The following is a 16,157-nucleotide window of genomic DNA, read 5'->3' on the forward strand; positions in this document are numbered from 1 at the left end:
CAATAAACCTCTCCCTCATCAAAATTCATTATCTTTGCCCCCTGATCGGTGAAAGCAGCTGTTAATCGGTGCCTTCATCCAAAAATCGGTGAAATCATAAATGCAAACAATAACAACCTGGGAAAAAGGCTATAACAATTACGGGCCATGGCTTAAGGAAAAATACAAAGGCCATCGCGTGTTTAAAGTAATTGTTGATGGCGGTTTTACCTGTCCCAACCGGGATGGCTCAAAAGGCTATGGTGGTTGCACCTATTGTAATGTTGATTCCTTTACCCCTTCGGTTAGCCGCAACGCCCCCACAGTACGCCAACAGGTTGAGGAAGGTATGGAACGTGCCCGTAAAGGTAACAAGGCTGATAAGTTTATCATTTACTTTCAGCCCAATACCAATACCTACGCGCCGGCTCATTACCTTAAAATGCTGTACGACGAAGCCCTGAGCTACGGCACCGAAGATATTGTAGGCCTATCGGTAGGTACCCGTCCCGATTGTATTGATGCCGAAAAGATTGCCCTGCTGGAAAGCTATACCGATCGTTTCGATGTGGACCTGGAAATGGGTATGGAAAGTATCTACAATGATACCCTAAATCAGATTAACCGCGGCTGCAGCCATGAAGAGCTGGTGAAAGCCCTGAGCCTGGTCGAAAATTCAAAACTGGATATTTGCGTACATACGATTTTCGGTTTCCCCTGGGAAACTAAAGAAATGATGCTGAAATATGCCGACGAGATCAACCGCTTTAAACAGATCAAGTTTGTAAAATTCCACCACCTGCATATTGTTGAAGGCTCGGTAATGGGCGTAAAATACAAACGCGAACCGTTCCACCTGTTCGGTATTGATGAATATGCCGATTTTCTGTGCGAGTTACTCCCCCTCGTTCGCCCTGATATCGTGATCCAGCGCCTCTTCGGTCTCAGCGACCGCGAACTGCTCATCGCTCCCAACTGGGGATTGAAAAAATCAGAAATCCAGTATTATATTGATCAAAGGATTTTGAGCAAGGGCGTGGTGCAGGGAAGTGGCCTGAACCTTGATTTATAGGATTTTAGGATTGTGAGGATTTTTTAATACCTGCTCGATGCCCCTTCCTTTCTGCCAACACGACCTGTGAGGACACAGATCGAGGGAAAGGAAATTATAATAATAAAAATCTACTAATCCGGCAAATCTCCCCAAATCCCGGTTCAGGGTTAACGAATAAGCAAATCAATACTCTTCTCCCTACAACTAAAAACTGCCACTGCAACTTAAAATATCACCACTTGTTGGCTGTTACTTCCTAAACATTGGTATCCCTTTTGCAAACATTTACGTATAATTAAATTGATCTGAAAGTTAAATACGTCTATTTTGTCACAAAGAGCACAATCCAATTATATCCCGGCATTAACCGGTGTAAGGGCCATGGCGGCTTACCTGGTTTTCATCTCGCATTTTGCCTATGTGTTTGATGAGAAATTTCCCCACTCTGTGCAACGTTTCTTTAACGAGTTCCATATCGGGGTTACCATTTTCTTTGTGCTTTCGGGCTTTTTGATCGCATTTCGTTATTTTGATAGTTTTAAATTAACAAAAGCCTGGTTTCTGCAATACCTTAAAAACCGGGTGGCGCGCATCTATCCCATGTATGCCTTGCTTACCATTGGCGCGTTCATAGCTTATCATTTTACCCAAAACCAAACAGTAACGGCAGGACAAAACCCTGTGGTTATGTTTTTCATGAACATCATTTTTGTGCGCGGCTTTTTTGACCAGTTTAAGTTTACGGGCATTGCACAGGGCTGGTCGCTCACGGTTGAAGAATGTTTTTACTTTTCGGCGCCATTTATTTTCCTTATCGCCACTAAATACAAAAAGTTTTATATCCAGCCTATCGCGGTTACCGGTTTAGGGGCTTTGCTTGTGCTCATCTTTAGTCATGTAAACTGGTTCGGTTTCTTCGGCAACTTTACTTTCATGATGCTGTACACCTTTTTAGGCCGATGTTTTGAGTTTTATGCGGGCATTCAGCTGGCGCTTATAGTACGCAAACAAAAACTGGATGGCACAAGCAAAAAGAAGTTCACTTACCTGGGCTTTTTCCTGATCTTTTTTTGCGTGTGGATCATGTCTGCGTTAACTATCCCGAAAGGATATGAGGCCGGTTTGCATAATCCCTGGGGCATTGTAACCAATAACTATCTGCTGGCTACCTCGATTGCCATTTTCTTTTATGGTCTGCTCACCGAAACTACCCTCCTTAAAAAGTTTTTAGCACACCCCTTTATTGAACTGCTGGGCAAAAGCTCCTACATATTTTACCTGATCCACTTAGGCTTTATATACAATTTTATCCATCAGGGCATGAACAATCTTAACGATTATGTTTTTGAGCTTTATGATAAATGGGGTGTCGACTGGCATTCGCCTTTTGAGTATGATAGTTTAAACCTTTTTTACGCCTTTATCGTTTTAAATGTCGTTTCCATAACGTTGTTTAAATTAATTGAAGAACCGCTTAATCATTATATCCGTAAGTCTGATTTCCTGATTAAAAACAAAGCACGCAATCCCGAAAATGAATCAGCTAAGATCAAAGCCTAATTACAACATGCTAAAAAACGCCAACAAATTACTGATTATTGCTTTCGCTTTACTGACCTGGTGCGCCGCCCTGCCGGCCTTGGCACAGGAAACCGAAAAAGACCCGGCGGAGAATACCGACAAAAGCGGTGGTGATGATGAAGTATCAACGGTATTAACTATCAATAATAAGGATGGTATATTCAGTTCAACAGCCTCGTTCAGCTTTGAAATTAAAAACACTTATGATACTAACCAGGAAGGCAGCATATCATACAATATCACTACCGAAAATGGACAAATTGTTAAAACCCTGTCAAAGCCGGTAAACCTGGGCAAAAAAAGCACTTCCAAATATGATTTTGAGGTACCCAACCTAAAAACAGGTTTTTACAAGGTTAACATGATGATCAATGTGAGCGATTATGACGATACCACCCGTCGCGCTTTTGGGATCAGGCCGGAGGAAATCCGGTCGCAATATGCCAGGCCGGCCGATTTTGACCAGTTTTGGCAAACCGCCAAAGATGAGCTGGCCAAAGTGAAACCCAATTACAAAATCACCGAAGTACCATCCATGAACACCGAAAACCGCAAGGTTTACGAAATAGAAATGAAATCGCTGGATAACCTTACCATCCGCGGTTACATGACGGTACCCATCAGCAAAAATAAAAACAAGAAGTTTTCGGTATTGCTTGGCTTACCCGGCTACCAGGTAAAGCTATACCCCATAGTAGGCCTCGACCCCGACCTGGTGATCATTACCCTGAACACTCGCGGACAAGGCACCAGTCGCGATGTGATCCACACCGACCGCGATGCCTTTATCTCCTACCATATTGAGGATAAAAACAAATACGTAATGCGCGGTGTAATTATGGATTGCGTACGCGCTGTTGATTTCATTTACGCGCAGCCCAATTTAAGGCATGACCAGATCATGGCAACCGGCGGCAGTATGGGCGGATATTTATCCATTGCCCTTGCTGGGCTTGACCACCGCGTTACCCTTTGCTCTGCACAAAACCCCATCATGAGCGATATCCGCAATTTGGTTGGCGCTGTAGAGTGGCCTATCAACGATATTAAAAAATATACTTTAAGCAAACCCGGTGTAACGTTTGACCAGGTGTTGAACAACCTTGATTATTACGATACCAAAAACTTTGCAACAACCATAAAATGCCCAACCATTTTGGGTTTAGGCCTTTTGGACCCATATGTACCACCAGGCAATGGTTACGCGGTGTTCAATTCAATGCATGGCGATAAGCACTTAATGGTATTTAAAAACCTTGGGCACGAGGTAAGCCAGGTATATAAGGATTATGAAGGCCGTTGGATGCGCGACACCTTTGGTTTATTTTAAAACGACTAAAATCTACACACATGACCTTGAAAAATACTTTATCAAAATATTTACTTGCGGGGATAGTAATATTTGCCTTAGCCACGGGTAAAAGTTATGCCGGAGGTTTCCCGGTAAGGCCGGGCAGGATCTCGCTGTCGCCCTCGGCAACTTACTTTTTTGCCAATAAAGCCTGGGATGCCGACAGCCATAAAGGGGCCTTTGCCAATAACGGCAAGTTCAGTTCATGGAGCTATTCTTTATATTCGGAGGTTGGTTTAAATCGCAGGTTTACCCTGTCGGTGCTGGCACCGTATGTGATGAACACCTTTAGTACAGATCTGGGCACCAGCAGAAGCTCAGGCTTCCAGGATCTGGAAGTGGGTATCAGGTATTACCTGGCCAATATCAACTATAAATATTATTTCAGCCTGCAGGGTACAGCTATTGTACCTATGTATACCAACACCGCGCTGGGCTATAACCAAAAAGGAGCCGAACTTAAACTGGCCTTTGCCGGTAGCGGGCATTTATTCGGGAAAAACTCATTCTTTATCCTTGAAAACGGTGTACGCGAATACTTTGGTTACGAAAGTGTATTCCAGGACAGGTACAATGCCACATACGGCTTAACGCTTGATAAAAAATTCCGCGAGCAGATTTCCCTAAGTGTAGGCGGCTTTTATGCCACCAGTATCAATAAAGATTTTAACGTAAACCCAAGCGCCAGTAAAAACTTTGCGTTTAACCAGGTATCGCTAAGCTACGGGCATGCATTTGCCAAAAGCCTGTCGCTGTTTTTAACCGGCGGCACCTTTGTTACCGGGCGAAATACCGGCGCGGGCACCAGCTTTTCGGCATCACTTAATTACCGGATAGATACGAAATAGCCTTATAAAAAGCTAAAAGCGGAAGGCATAAAGCTTAAAGCAATAGTATCGTTATCAAAAAACTTCTTTAGATTCTGCTATGCTAAATCTGCAGAAGTTTTTTCCATTTCAAACAGGTTCAATATTTCATCCCAATTGTAAACCCGCACATGCTGGTGTTCGTGCTTATTGTGGTGCGCATTAAACATGATGGCTTTGCCACTGCAATAGTCGAGGTTTTTACAATGGTCATCTATCATGTAATCGGTATGGATGATACTTTTATCGCCGCACAGCACAATATTACGCCAGCTGATAAACGGAAAATGCTCCTGAAGCCATTCCAACTTTTCGAATAACGACAGCGGAAATTCCGTAGCGGCCGATACGATGTATATCTCGTAATCTTCCATCAGCTTTTTAATTGCCTCAATAGCGCCCGGCATAACGGGCAGTGTGCGGAAAAATCCGGGTAAATTCAACGAAGCCTTCGTTGTAGCATCCAATGGGAAAGCCTCGGCATGTGATAAGCCATCAATAGCCTCAAGGGTTGTAGTGATGCCGTACAACCGTTCATAATATTTGATCAGCTGCGGCTCGACATCGGCCATAACGCCATCCATATCGATGGCGATAGTTTTTCTTGTTTGCAATTTCATGCAGCAAAATAAAAAATTATTGCAATATTTTGCAAATAAATTATAACTTTGCATTATATTGCAAACATGGTAAGAGAAGAAAGACTCCAGATCATTTTAGATCACGTATCAAAAGATAACAAAGTTATGCTTGCCGAACTGAGCGAAAAACTCAATGTTTCGGAAGATACTGTACGCCGCGACATTAAAGTATTGGCCGATCAGAAGTTATTAACAGCAGTAAGGGGCGGCGCGGTCGCCCACTCTCCCATTCCGCACCATTACCGCGCGAGGGAAAAGCATGACATTGCCTCTAAGAAAGTCATCGCATCAAAAGTGTTGAGCTTTTTAAAAGACGGACAGGTTGTACTTTTTGACGGCGGTACATCAACCTTAGCTGTGGCAGAAAGCCTGCCGGCTGACTTGAGGATCACCGTAGTTACCAACAGCTTTCCGGTTGCAAGTGCACTTGAAGACCATCCAACGGTTGAAGTAATATTTGCCGGTGGTCGTTTGTACAAATCATCCTTTACCACTATCGGTCACGAAACCATCAACGCCTTCAGGAATATCCGGGCCGATCTTTGCATTTTCGGGATTTGCAGTGTGCACCCTGCCATCGGCATCACCACCAGGGATTATGAAGAGGCCGAGATCAAGAAAACCATGATAGAAGTATCGAAAGAAACTATCGCCTTATCCACCTTAGAAAAAATAAATAAAGCCGATTCTTATTATATAGGCCCGGTAACAGAACTGGATACCATCATTACCGATGTATCTCCCGACAATGAAGAGCTTTCGGCATACAGGGGAATAGGCATCAATATCATTTAATACAAAACAACAACGTGAAAAAGAGTTTACTACCGTTAACTTTAGGCGGCCTCGGCATAGGCACTACCGAATTTGTAATGATGGGGATGCTGCCAGATATTGCCAATGATTTTCACACCAGCATTCCGGTTGCAGGACACCTTATTTCGGCCTATGCATTAGGCGTAGTCATCGGAGCACCGCTACTGGTTGCCTTTACCAGCAGTTATCCGCCTAAAAAGATTTTAACAGTATTGATGATCATTTTTACGGTATTCAACGCATGTTCGGCATTTGCCCCTAATCATTACGTTTTGCTGTTTTCGAGGCTATTGGCCGGATTGCCCCACGGGGCGTTTTTTGGTGTGGGCTCGGTAGTGGCCACCCGCCTTGCCGAAAAAGGAAAACAAGCCCAGGCCATATCCATTATGTTTGCCGGGCTTACCATCGCCAATCTGCTCACCGTTCCGCTGGGCACTTATATTGGTCACCATTATTCATGGCGTTATACTTTTGGGATGATTGCAGCGATAGGCTTATTAACGTTAACATTTATCCAACTTTGGTTGCCACAGCTGGCTCCAAATAATGCTGGAAACATCCGCTCGGAGCTTTCATTTTTCAGAAAAAAACAGGCATGGCTTATCATCGGTCTTACTGCTATTGGTACCGGTGGTCTTTTTGCATGGATAAGCTACATAGCCCCGCTCATGACCGAAGTTTCCAAATTTTCGGCAAGTAGCGTGCCTTATGTTTTGATTTTGGCAGGCCTTGGGATGGTTGTAGGGAATTTCGTTGGCGGTAAACTGGCGGATAAAGCTTCCCCCGTAAAAGCCTGCTTAATACTGATGATCACTATGGCCATATCGCTGGTTGTAATCTTCTTTGTTTCGCAAAATCAAATCCTGTCGCTCGTTATGACATTCATAACAGGTGGTCTTTCAATGGCAGTTGGTTCACCGATACAAACACTAATGATCAATACCGCCAAAGGCGCCGAAATGCTTGGCGCAGCTGCTACACAAGCTGCTTTTAATATCGGTAATGCATTAGGAGCTTTCCTTGGCGGCTTACCCATAGCCTGGGGACTGGGATTTACCTCGCCCGAAATTGTTGGCGTGATCATGGCTACAACCGGTGCATTCTTTGCGTTAACACTCAGCAGGCAAAAGGTTGAGATTGCTGAAGAGGAAGCTGTGTTGGTTGGGGATTAATTGAGGATTAAATTATAAATCTACCGCGGGCTTTCAGCCCGTGGTTACCATGATTCCGGCTTTCAGCCGGAGAGTGGTAAGCTGAAAGCTTACACCATGCTATACCACGGGTTACGTTGCGCTAAACCCGCGGCAGTTACTTATAATTTCCCAAACATCTCCTCAATCACCTTGGTACGATAATCAAATATCTGCTCCACCTTCCCTTTAACAAAAACAGTGTTTGCAAATCTTCCTATTGCGCCAAAAGGAATAGCATAATGTAAAAGATCAGTCATGTGTACACCGCCATCTATTGCTTTAAAATGATGCTGATGATGCCATAATGCATAAGGGCCAAAACGCTGTTCATCAACAAAATATTTTTTTTCATCAACATGCGTGATCTCTGTCATCCAGTCCATTTTAATACCTAATAACGGCGAGATCTTATAAGTAATGATCATTCCGGGGTACATTTTCGTCTCGGCGGTATAATCAGATGTTACTACGAAGTTCATATCACTGGGTGTGATTTTGGCTAAATTTAATGGCGACGAAAAAAAATCCCAGGCTTGATCAAGGCTGATCGGAATGGATTGTTCTTTTTTTAAAACGTATGTTCTCACTATGGGATAAAAAATAGTTATAAGTTGAGTTTTGATTTAAAGCTGCTATGTTCTGTGCGATCGCGTCATTCCTAACAGCAATCGCATTTTATTTTAATTTACCTTTCTTCCTTCCCTATCGGCAAATCCCTTCTTGACCATTCGCTCCATGAGCCCACGTAAAGCTTTGGGCCGCTGATGCCCGCGTAATCCATGCCCAGCAGAGTATGGCAGGCTGTAACACCCGATCCGCAGTGAACTATCACTTCGCTGTGCGCTACATCGCCAATTGCGGCATCGTAGGCCTTACGCAACTCATCGGCGGGTAAATACTTTCCGTCGGCACCGAGGTTGTTGATATAAGGCAGATTTAAAGCACCGGGGATATGGCCGGCTATCAAATCCAAAGGTTCTGTCTGGCCCAGGTAGCGTGGTGTTTCGCGTACGTCAATTACCAGTCGTGAGGGATCCTGTGCAGCTTCTCCAGCCTCCGCTATCTCAACAGTATTTGCATATTCGTGTGTCACCGGGTACGGATCAACGGCAACCGGGGCATAAACTTCAGTGCTCAATGCTATACCTGCATCTTTAGCAGCCTGTAAGCCGCCATTTACGACCTGTACGTTTTCATGACCAATTGCCCGCAGCATCCACCACAAACGCGATGCGCTAAACGCTCCCGACTTGTCGTCATAAACCACTACGTGGCTCTTAGGTGTGATGCCCCAGTTGCCCAGCAATACAGCAAACTCCTGTATATTAGGCAACGGATGCCTGCCGCCAAAGGCCGGGTCATCGGGTTTAGTGGTAAGGTGCTGATCAAGGTCGGCGTAGATGGCGTGGTTTAAATGGCCTGCCAGGTAACGCTGGTAAGAGTCCTGCCCTCCGCGGGCATCAATAAGAATAGTATCCTGTGCGGCTAAAGCCGGGTCGTTGATTTCAATAAGTGGCGACATAGGTATATCTGATATGTTTTAATATCAAATATAGATACACGCTTTGGGTTTCGGCAAATTTACTGCACTATTTTATTGGCGCAGTATGAGCTTGCAAAAGCCTCGGGCTTGGCCTTAAACACAAAACCCATGCTCAGGATGTAACCCATAGCCTCGTGCAGGGCCGCGTTACTTTTAAACATCGGGTTGGTGTTTATGTCGGCATGTACCTCAAGCTCCACATCATACAGGTCGAGCAAATCACAAAGCTTGTAAGCAATGTCGATAGACTTTTGCACTTCGCTCAGCATCCTTTCTTTAATGCTCATTTTTTGCGAAGTGCGTTCCTGGTGTATGAACATAAAAGCGCCGCGTTTTTCGCGCAGAAACACGATCACCGTCGCAAAATCCGTTATGGATCCTTTAACTTGTGAATCGGTGCCGATGCATACTTTTAGCTTGTTACCGAGGAGGGCTTCGCGTTCAATTGCCTTTTCAACCTCTTCCATAATGGGCGATTGGATTACTTCGCCGCTGAATTTTCTCCAGGTCATAAAAATTATTTTAGGTAAATTTTAGGCGACCTCTTTTATGGGTCTATAAAAATAAGCGATAACGTTTCATATTAACGTAAATAACATGTGATTTATTTGTTAACATTTAGCTGATTATTAACAGGTTGGTTGTATTTCCAATATCGGATTTGGGATTTCGGATTTGGGGGAATATTTTTTGCTGGCCGAAGTTCCGTCCCCACAGGGTCTTTTACTGGTCGAAGTTTAGCGACAGCGTAACTTCGTCCCAAAACAAGGCAAGCATTCTGCTTGCGGAAGCGGAAAAGTAAATTGATGGTATAGTTAAGCTGAAAGCTTAACACATTTTTCGTCCCCTCAGGGTCTCTCGCAGAGGACCCTGAGGTTGGCAATCATCTTTAGATTCATAAATATCTTTATATTTAACTATGGCTACCCGAACTTTACACAATGATCCCGGCGAGACCTGGTTTATAACTTTTACCTGTTATAATTGGATTCCTTTATTCGAAATCACAAAATCGTATAAAATGCTATATGATTGGCTTCGATTTATAGCAGAGAATTACAAGGTGCAAACTCATGCTTTTGTATTGATGCCTAATCATGTTCATCTGATTATTAAAATGCCCGATACAGAAGTAGGGATTAACAAGATAATTAGTAATGGCAAAAGATTTATGGCTTATGAACTTGTAAAAAAGCTAACAGCATCAGGCAAAATCGACCTTCTTAATCAACTTTCGGCGGCATGTACCGAAAAAGAAAAAAACAAAGGACAAAAGCATAAAGTTTTTGAACTGTCATTTGATGCCAAGCCCATATACTCTACGGCCTTTCTCTATCAAAAAATAGATTATATTCATCATAATCCGGTATCCGGAAAATGGTTATTATGCGATGATTTTATTAAATACCCACATAGCAGTGCAGCCTTTTATCATTCTGCAAAGCCTCATGAATTTTTAACCATAATAGATTATCGGGATTTTTGGACAGACATAAACCATGTGAGACCGGTGAGGCTACTTTAAACATAGCAGCTGGCATGGCGTAGATCATCAGGGTCCTCTGCGAGAGACCCAGATGGGACGGAAGCTTGTTAAAAAAGTAGAAATACGCCCCTCCGCCCCTCTCAAGAGGGGAATCGCACATTCCCACGCTTTTTATCCGCGCGAGGCAAAAAATAAAAAACCCGAAATCGAAACTCTGAATTCCGAAATCAGGACAGCGCAGCCTTGATCCTGTTCTCGGCTTCCAATACCAGGTCGCCAATCGGGGTTTTACCGGGCTCAATGGGTTCAAGTACCGTCCAGGTCATGGATATAAAAGTATTAAGCGGATAAAAGCCATATTGTACAACTTTCCAGCTATTTTTTATGGCGATAGGCACCAGCAATGCCTCAGGGCATTTTTTTAGCAGCATGGCAACACCTCCCGGCTGAAAAGACCGTACTACGCCATCTTTGGAGCGGGTGCCTTCCGGAAAGATCACTGCCGACCAGTTATTGGCTTTCATCCGCTCACCTAAACTTGTCATTTCGGTCATGGACTGACGGGAGTCTTTCCTGTCGATATTAGCACCACCGCCGTGTTTCAGATTATAACTGATAGAAGGGATCCCTTTGGTAAGCTCTATTTTAGAAACAAACTTGGCGTGATACTTACGCAGGTAATAAATAAGCGGGGGGATATCGAGCAGGCTTTGATGATTGGCCACAAATATAATTGGCCTGCCCATCGGCAAATTTTGTTTATTGATGAAAGTTACCGTATCGCCAATGATATAAAAAGTGCGAAACAGGCATAAGTTCAGGATATCAACCGAACGTTTGTGCGCGGCATAGCCAAAAAAACGAAAGCAGATCCACTGGATGGGCTGAAAAATAACCAGGGCTAAAAAAAAGGCAATTATAGCAATAGGCGACAGGATATATCCTAATAACTTTTTCATCAGTAGGCGAAGTTATATTTTTTTCGGCAAAGCGGTAACTTACAAACGGTTTTCTGTTAGTAACAACTGTACTTTAAGCACTGCGGCTACAGTCATGGCATCGGTAATTTCGCCATTACAAACCATGCGGTACATTTCAGCAAAAGGCACTTTTTTGATAATCAACTGCTCGGTTTCTTCAGGCTCGGCTTCAAACTGCTCAAGACCGCGGGCCAGGTACAATATACTGAGTTCATCGCTTACCGAATTACTGAGGTGCAAGCGCTGGATCTCTGTCCACCGTGAAGCTTTCAAACCGGTTTCTTCCAGTAACTCACGTTTGGCCGACTCAAGCGGATCCGTCCCCTCAGGGCCGCCGCCTTCGGGCATTTCCCAGCTGTACTGGTTTAACGGGAAACGGTATTGGCCCACGAGGTAGGTATTTAATTCTTCATCTAAAGGTAAAACACCTATGGCCAGGTTTTTATAGCGTACTTTGCCATAAATACCGGGATTACCGGCTGGGTTAATCACCTGGTATTCGGTAACGTTGATCCAGGGGTTATCGTAAATGTCTTTTTGAGATGTTATTTTCCAGGGATTATCTTCAGGATGATGCATGGCCTAAAAATAGACATCTTTTTATTAAAAAAATGTCATTTCAACAGAGCAGCGCAGGTTGTGAGTAATGGCGCGAAACAGAAATCTTCTACATCGGGCTTTACAACTAAACCTGTAAAAGCCGGGCGTAGAAGATTTCCCCTCACCTCCTGACACACAAAACCCATCCCTGGTTTGTTCGATTTTTTATCTACTCTGCTACATACTCCAGTTTCACCTGCACGTTCAGGTCTTCATGCATCCGGGCAAACTGGCGCGGGTTGCGGGTAAAGTCAGGATCAGTGTCCATATAAATGTTGGTGATCTTAACCATTTCGGGATGCTTATCAGTACCTATATTATAGGTAAGCCCCTCGCCGCTTTCTAAACTTTGTTTAAGCTCAAGGTATTGCTTACCGGTTACAATGATCATTTTTTCGGCAGTCATGGATGCTATTTATATAAATGGATAAACTACTCAAAACCGTGAGTTGATTTGCCCTGTAACATACCGGCGATACAAAATTATCGCTTACCGGGTTCTGTAACGGTTTATTATATTTACATCAAATATAACTTATATATATCCGCATAAATGATCAGTATTAAAAAATTATTGCCTTTTGTTTTATTATTTAGCAGTACTGCAGCATTAGCCCAGCAAAGCTTACCCATAGCTGTAAACCTGCAAAAAACATACACCAAAGGAACACGCACAACAACCGGGGCACCCGGCAAAAATTACTGGCAAAACACGGCCGACTATAAGATAAAAGTAAATTTCGACCCTAAAACCCGCCTGTTAAGTGGTACGGTTGGTATTGATTATGTTAACAACAGCCCCGATACGTTAAAGCGGGTACAATTTAAACTTTACCCTAACTTATATAAAAAAGGCTCGGTACGCCAAATGCAGGTTTCGGCCGCTGACTTGACCGATGGGGTACAGATCAAAAGCCTTAGCATAGATAATAAAACACCCGACAGCGCTAAAACCCGCCGCATCAACGGCACAAACATGACGCAGCGTGTTCCCCCTATTGCTCCAAAGCAAAAAGTACATTTTGATATCAGCTATGCTTATACATTAAACAAGGGCTCACATATCCGTACTGGTCAAGTTGATACCGGTGCATTCTTCATTGCCTATTTCTTCCCGCGCGTAGCAGTTTATGACGATATTGATGGATGGAACGATTATCCATACGTTGGCTCACAGGAATTTTATAACGATTTTTGCCATTTCAGCGCGGAGATCACCATACCCGGCGACTATAAAGTTTGGGCGACAGGCGATCTAAAAAACGCCGACGACGTTTACGACAGCAGGATCATTAAACGCATCGCCAATGCCGGCGTAAGTGATAAGGTAACGGATATAATTACCGAAGATGATATCAAAGCGGGCAACATCACCAAAAACAATCCAACTAACACCTGGAAGTTTGAGGCTGATAGCGTTACCGATTTTGTTTTTGCTGCCAGCAACCATTATTTATGGAAAGCATCGAGCCTGGTGGTTGATCCGAAAACCGGCAGGCGTACCCGCGTTGATGCGGTGTTTAACGAAAAGCATAAAGACTATTATGCAGTAGTTGATTACGCCCGTAAAACGGTGGAAGTGATGAGCTACAAATTCCCGAAATGGCCGTATCCATACCAGCATGAAACCGTTTTTGATGGTTTAGACCAAATGGAGTACCCGATGATGGTGAATGATAATCCGCTGGAAGATAAGGCCGATGCCATTGAGCTTACCGATCATGAGATCTTTCATACCATGTTTCCGTTTTACATGGGCATTAACGAAACCAAATACGGCTGGATGGACGAAGGCTGGGCAACCATCGGCGAATGGCTGGTAAGTCCGGAGATTGATCCCTCCATAGTGGATCCATATGGTGTTGCCGCTGTTGAACAAAGCGCCGGCCACGAGGTTGATGTGCCGGTAATGACACTTACACCAATGCTCACAGGCCCTGCCGGTTTTACCGACAGCTATCCCAAACCAGGCCTGGGCTATTTATATGTAAAAGATATGCTTGGCGATGAACTGTTTACCAAAGCCCTGCATTACTATATTACACAATGGCATGGCAAACACCCTATGCCTTACGATTTTTTTAATTGTATGAACACCGGTTCGGGCGTAAACCTTAACTGGTTTTGGAAAGCCTGGTTTTTTGATAATGGCGTAACGGATCTGGCCATCAGCAAAGTGACTAACGCCGGGTTAAAATATGCTGCCACAATTACTAAAGTTGGCAGTAAGCCCATCCCCGTTAACCTAACCATTAGTTATACCGATGGCACTACCGAACTGATACACAAAAGTATTGCTGTTTGGTGTACCGGTAACAAAACAACCACAGTTAATTTCACTGCAAAAAAAGCGGTTAAAAAGATTGTACTTGGTACTACCTATGATCCCGACAGCAATAAAAAGGATAATGTGTGGGTAAGTGCTAAATAATTGAAAGCTAAATGCCGAAAGCCGAAAGCTAATAATGTGATAACCCAAAAAACGTCCCATCAGGATCCTCTGCGAGAGATCCTGATTTATACGCTATGCAGGCTCGCTGTTCAATAGCACGCGGTGAACCCCTCCCGGGTTCGGGTAAGGGGTGTGACCTTATTTCTACAAACCTTTTTCCCCTCCGGAGGATCTTTACAATTTAATAAACATGTATTAATTGCCCAAGGACAGGTGCACCAGAGGTGCAAAAGGTTTGTAGCTTGTTCAGTTATAAAATATCCTTGCCCCAGAGGGGCAAAACACGACGACTTTTCAAACCACAAGCAATTTTAAACTCGCAGAGCACCCTGATGCATGCGCCATACACATTCACTATTCCCCCTGCTTCTGATACGCCTTCAGCAGTTCATCTACATCGATACCGTTAATTTTCATACCGCTTAAATTACAGTCGGCAATATTGACGCCGCTTAAGTTGCAATCAGTTATTGTGCTGCCCTGCAGGTCGCAGCTTTCAAATTTAAGAGGGCGTTGTTTGGCAGCAGGATCATAAGCCGGGTGCCCTTCGGGCGGCATGCCGATATCGTGGATGTAAGCTCCTCCAAGTTGGGCATATTTTATTTCCAGATCGCTTAGGTTGGCATCTTCAATTTTAAGCCCGGTTATACAAACATCCTTAAAGCTTGCATTGTTCATCATCATTTGCTCAAAGCTTGAACCATTCAGTATAGCGCATTTAACATCAAGTACCTTTTGAGTTTCTTTTATAACAATGACTTCGGGGTTGTTAGCTGTTGAGTTTTCCATGATTCATATTGATTTATTCAAAGATGCTGAAAACGAATACCAAAGCAAGGTTATACCCGCGACAAATAACGGGTGTATTTGCGACAAATGAATACTCACTATCTCGTTTAAAATTTAGGCTAAAGCCAGCTTCACTAAATACCCGTTGGTTAAAACCAACGGCAATGAATCAAAAACAGACATAAAATATCATTACAACTTCATTGCCGTAACTTTTAAGTGACGGAGAATTAAAATGAAGCTTCGGCTTTAGCCGAACCCGTCACTCAGGCGTTGGATTTCCTCCTTTCAATTTGTAACTTCAATTACTTATTTACCACTCATGACCCTGCTCCACCAATTCAAATTGCAGTTACTTATTGTATTATGCATTACTTCTGCTCATAGCATTTTTGGCCAGCAAAAAAAACAGCCTATCACGCATGCTAAATGGTTGATCGGCAGCTGGAAAAATCAATCGGCAAAAACAGTGGATATTGAAACATGGAAAAAGCTTAACGACAGCACCTTTATCGGCAGAAGCTATTCGTTGACTGGTGCAGATACGGTATCATCCGAACATATCCGTATGGAGCAACATAAAGGCAAGCTTTACTATATCCCAACGGTAAAAAATCAAAATGGCGGCAAAGCGGTAACTTTTACGCTTACCTCATCTAACAACAAACACCTCGTTTTTGAAAATCCGGAGCATGATTTCCCGCAAAAAATAACCTATACCCAAATCACTAACGACTCGTTGGTGGCCGAAATATCGGGGACAAGGAAAGGCAGGCAAAAGGCAATACAATTCCCGATGAAAAGAGTCAAATAAGAGAGGAGCGGC

General features: G+C 43.6%; 17 protein-coding genes. 9 read left to right on the top strand and 8 right to left on the bottom strand.

What is annotated here, in order from left to right; translation table 11 throughout:
- The first annotated feature begins 100 nt into the window (after nt 1–100).
- From DIU38_RS19135 to DIU38_RS19150, 4 genes are all read left to right on the top strand, one after another.
- Complete coding sequence (locus tag DIU38_RS19135) at nt 101–1,051, top strand: TIGR01212 family radical SAM protein (protein ID WP_112657616.1); 951 nt, start codon at nt 101–103, stop codon at nt 1,049–1,051.
- Between the two features lie 309 nt (nt 1,052–1,360).
- On the top strand, nt 1,361–2,593 hold the full coding sequence (locus DIU38_RS19140) for an acyltransferase family protein (RefSeq protein WP_112657614.1): 1,233 nt from the start codon (nt 1,361–1,363) through the stop codon (nt 2,591–2,593).
- On the top strand, nt 2,568–3,944 hold the full coding sequence (locus DIU38_RS19145; protein ID WP_112657612.1) for an acetylxylan esterase: 1,377 nt from the start codon (nt 2,568–2,570) through the stop codon (nt 3,942–3,944). The genes DIU38_RS19140 and DIU38_RS19145 overlap by 26 nt, the downstream gene beginning before the upstream one ends.
- A 20-nt stretch (nt 3,945–3,964) precedes the next feature.
- Entirely contained in the window at nt 3,965–4,813 is an 849-nt protein-coding gene (locus DIU38_RS19150) for a hypothetical protein (protein WP_112657610.1), read from the top strand.
- A 77-nt stretch (nt 4,814–4,890) separates the two neighbouring features.
- On the opposite strand, the gene DIU38_RS19155 is transcribed toward DIU38_RS19150, so the two are convergent.
- Nucleotides 4,891–5,451 (bottom strand): 5' nucleotidase, NT5C type, encoded by a 561-nt coding sequence (locus DIU38_RS19155; RefSeq protein ID WP_112657608.1) that lies wholly within the window; start codon nt 5,449–5,451, stop codon nt 4,891–4,893.
- A 66-nt stretch (nt 5,452–5,517) separates the two neighbouring features.
- Here DIU38_RS19155 and DIU38_RS19160 point away from each other — a divergent pair, with 66 nt between their 5' ends.
- Nucleotides 5,518–6,267 (top strand): DeoR/GlpR family DNA-binding transcription regulator, encoded by a 750-nt coding sequence (locus tag DIU38_RS19160; RefSeq protein ID WP_112657606.1) that lies wholly within the window; start codon nt 5,518–5,520, stop codon nt 6,265–6,267.
- Between the two features lie 14 nt (nt 6,268–6,281).
- Nucleotides 6,282–7,460 (top strand): MFS transporter, encoded by a 1,179-nt coding sequence (locus tag DIU38_RS19165; RefSeq protein WP_112657604.1) that lies wholly within the window; start codon nt 6,282–6,284, stop codon nt 7,458–7,460.
- Nucleotides 7,461–7,600: 140 nt separating this feature from the next.
- Here DIU38_RS19165 and DIU38_RS19170 read toward each other — a convergent pair whose 3' ends face one another.
- From DIU38_RS19170 to DIU38_RS19180, 3 genes are all read right to left on the bottom strand, one after another.
- Nucleotides 7,601–7,960: an SRPBCC family protein gene (locus DIU38_RS19170; protein WP_243770704.1), complete on the bottom strand. Its 360-nt coding sequence runs from the start codon at nt 7,958–7,960 to the stop codon at nt 7,601–7,603.
- A 206-nt stretch (nt 7,961–8,166) separates the two neighbouring features.
- The gene (locus tag DIU38_RS19175; protein ID WP_112657600.1) at nt 8,167–9,003 is read right to left on the bottom strand and encodes a sulfurtransferase; all 837 of its coding nucleotides are present in this window, start codon (nt 9,001–9,003) and stop codon (nt 8,167–8,169) included.
- Nucleotides 9,004–9,062: 59 nt separating this feature from the next.
- Nucleotides 9,063–9,536: a ribonuclease H-like YkuK family protein gene (locus tag DIU38_RS19180; protein WP_091176022.1), complete on the bottom strand. Its 474-nt coding sequence runs from the start codon at nt 9,534–9,536 to the stop codon at nt 9,063–9,065.
- Between the two features lie 407 nt (nt 9,537–9,943).
- Between DIU38_RS19180 and DIU38_RS19185 the strand changes: the two genes are divergently transcribed.
- Nucleotides 9,944–10,549, top strand: a complete 606-nt coding sequence (locus DIU38_RS19185) for an REP-associated tyrosine transposase (RefSeq protein ID WP_112657598.1) — start codon at nt 9,944–9,946, stop codon at nt 10,547–10,549.
- Nucleotides 10,550–10,737: 188 nt separating this feature from the next.
- Here DIU38_RS19185 and DIU38_RS19190 read toward each other — a convergent pair whose 3' ends face one another.
- The 3 genes from DIU38_RS19190 to DIU38_RS19200 all read right to left on the bottom strand — a co-directional run bounded on the left by DIU38_RS19190 (nt 10,738) and on the right by DIU38_RS19200 (nt 12,496).
- On the bottom strand, nt 10,738–11,469 hold the full coding sequence (locus tag DIU38_RS19190) for a lysophospholipid acyltransferase family protein (protein ID WP_091176016.1): 732 nt from the start codon (nt 11,467–11,469) through the stop codon (nt 10,738–10,740).
- Between the two features lie 39 nt (nt 11,470–11,508).
- Nucleotides 11,509–12,069 (bottom strand): NUDIX domain-containing protein, encoded by a 561-nt coding sequence (locus DIU38_RS19195; RefSeq protein ID WP_112657596.1) that lies wholly within the window; start codon nt 12,067–12,069, stop codon nt 11,509–11,511.
- 190 nt (nt 12,070–12,259) lie between these two features.
- Nucleotides 12,260–12,496, bottom strand: coding sequence for a hypothetical protein (locus DIU38_RS19200; protein ID WP_112657594.1), 237 nt, complete (start codon nt 12,494–12,496; stop codon nt 12,260–12,262).
- Nucleotides 12,497–12,643: 147 nt separating this feature from the next.
- Between DIU38_RS19200 and DIU38_RS19205 the strand changes: the two genes are divergently transcribed.
- A complete protein-coding gene (locus DIU38_RS19205; RefSeq protein WP_112657592.1) occupies nt 12,644–14,521 on the top strand; it encodes a M1 family metallopeptidase in 1,878 nt (625 codons plus the stop codon).
- A 375-nt stretch (nt 14,522–14,896) separates the two neighbouring features.
- On the opposite strand, the gene DIU38_RS19210 is transcribed toward DIU38_RS19205, so the two are convergent.
- Complete coding sequence (locus tag DIU38_RS19210; protein ID WP_112657590.1) at nt 14,897–15,331, bottom strand: pentapeptide repeat-containing protein; 435 nt, start codon at nt 15,329–15,331, stop codon at nt 14,897–14,899.
- A 322-nt stretch (nt 15,332–15,653) separates the two neighbouring features.
- Between DIU38_RS19210 and DIU38_RS19215 the strand changes: the two genes are divergently transcribed.
- Nucleotides 15,654–16,145: a DUF6265 family protein gene (locus DIU38_RS19215; protein WP_112657588.1), complete on the top strand. Its 492-nt coding sequence runs from the start codon at nt 15,654–15,656 to the stop codon at nt 16,143–16,145.
- Nucleotides 16,146–16,157 lie beyond the last annotated feature (12 nt).

Source organism: Mucilaginibacter metallidurans (assembly GCF_003286435.2).
Taxonomy (GTDB): Bacteria; Bacteroidota; Bacteroidia; order Sphingobacteriales; family Sphingobacteriaceae; genus Mucilaginibacter; species Mucilaginibacter gossypii.

What these genes read in the sequence shown, in the direction of transcription:
- DIU38_RS19150 (WP_112657610.1), top strand. Translation starts at nt 3,965, where the DNA reads ATGACCTTGAAAAATACTTTATCAAAATATTTACTTGCGGGGATAGTA.
- DIU38_RS19205 (WP_112657592.1), top strand. Translation starts at nt 12,644, where the DNA reads ATGATCAGTATTAAAAAATTATTGCCTTTTGTTTTATTATTTAGCAGT.
- DIU38_RS19195 (WP_112657596.1), bottom strand. Translation starts at nt 12,069, where the DNA reads ATGCATCATCCTGAAGATAATCCCTGGAAAATAACATCTCAAAAAGAC.
- DIU38_RS19190 (WP_091176016.1), bottom strand. Translation starts at nt 11,469, where the DNA reads ATGAAAAAGTTATTAGGATATATCCTGTCGCCTATTGCTATAATTGCC.
- DIU38_RS19155 (WP_112657608.1), bottom strand. Translation starts at nt 5,451, where the DNA reads ATGAAATTGCAAACAAGAAAAACTATCGCCATCGATATGGATGGCGTT.
- DIU38_RS19135 (WP_112657616.1), top strand. Translation starts at nt 101, where the DNA reads ATGCAAACAATAACAACCTGGGAAAAAGGCTATAACAATTACGGGCCA.
- DIU38_RS19145 (WP_112657612.1), top strand. Translation starts at nt 2,568, where the DNA reads ATGAATCAGCTAAGATCAAAGCCTAATTACAACATGCTAAAAAACGCC.
- DIU38_RS19185 (WP_112657598.1), top strand. Translation starts at nt 9,944, where the DNA reads ATGGCTACCCGAACTTTACACAATGATCCCGGCGAGACCTGGTTTATA.
- DIU38_RS19170 (WP_243770704.1), bottom strand. Translation starts at nt 7,960, where the DNA reads ATGAACTTCGTAGTAACATCTGATTATACCGCCGAGACGAAAATGTAC.
- DIU38_RS19215 (WP_112657588.1), top strand. Translation starts at nt 15,654, where the DNA reads ATGACCCTGCTCCACCAATTCAAATTGCAGTTACTTATTGTATTATGC.
- DIU38_RS19175 (WP_112657600.1), bottom strand. Translation starts at nt 9,003, where the DNA reads ATGTCGCCACTTATTGAAATCAACGACCCGGCTTTAGCCGCACAGGAT.
- DIU38_RS19210 (WP_112657590.1), bottom strand. Translation starts at nt 15,331, where the DNA reads ATGGAAAACTCAACAGCTAACAACCCCGAAGTCATTGTTATAAAAGAA.
- DIU38_RS19180 (WP_091176022.1), bottom strand. Translation starts at nt 9,536, where the DNA reads ATGACCTGGAGAAAATTCAGCGGCGAAGTAATCCAATCGCCCATTATG.
- DIU38_RS19200 (WP_112657594.1), bottom strand. Translation starts at nt 12,496, where the DNA reads ATGACTGCCGAAAAAATGATCATTGTAACCGGTAAGCAATACCTTGAG.
- DIU38_RS19160 (WP_112657606.1), top strand. Translation starts at nt 5,518, where the DNA reads ATGGTAAGAGAAGAAAGACTCCAGATCATTTTAGATCACGTATCAAAA.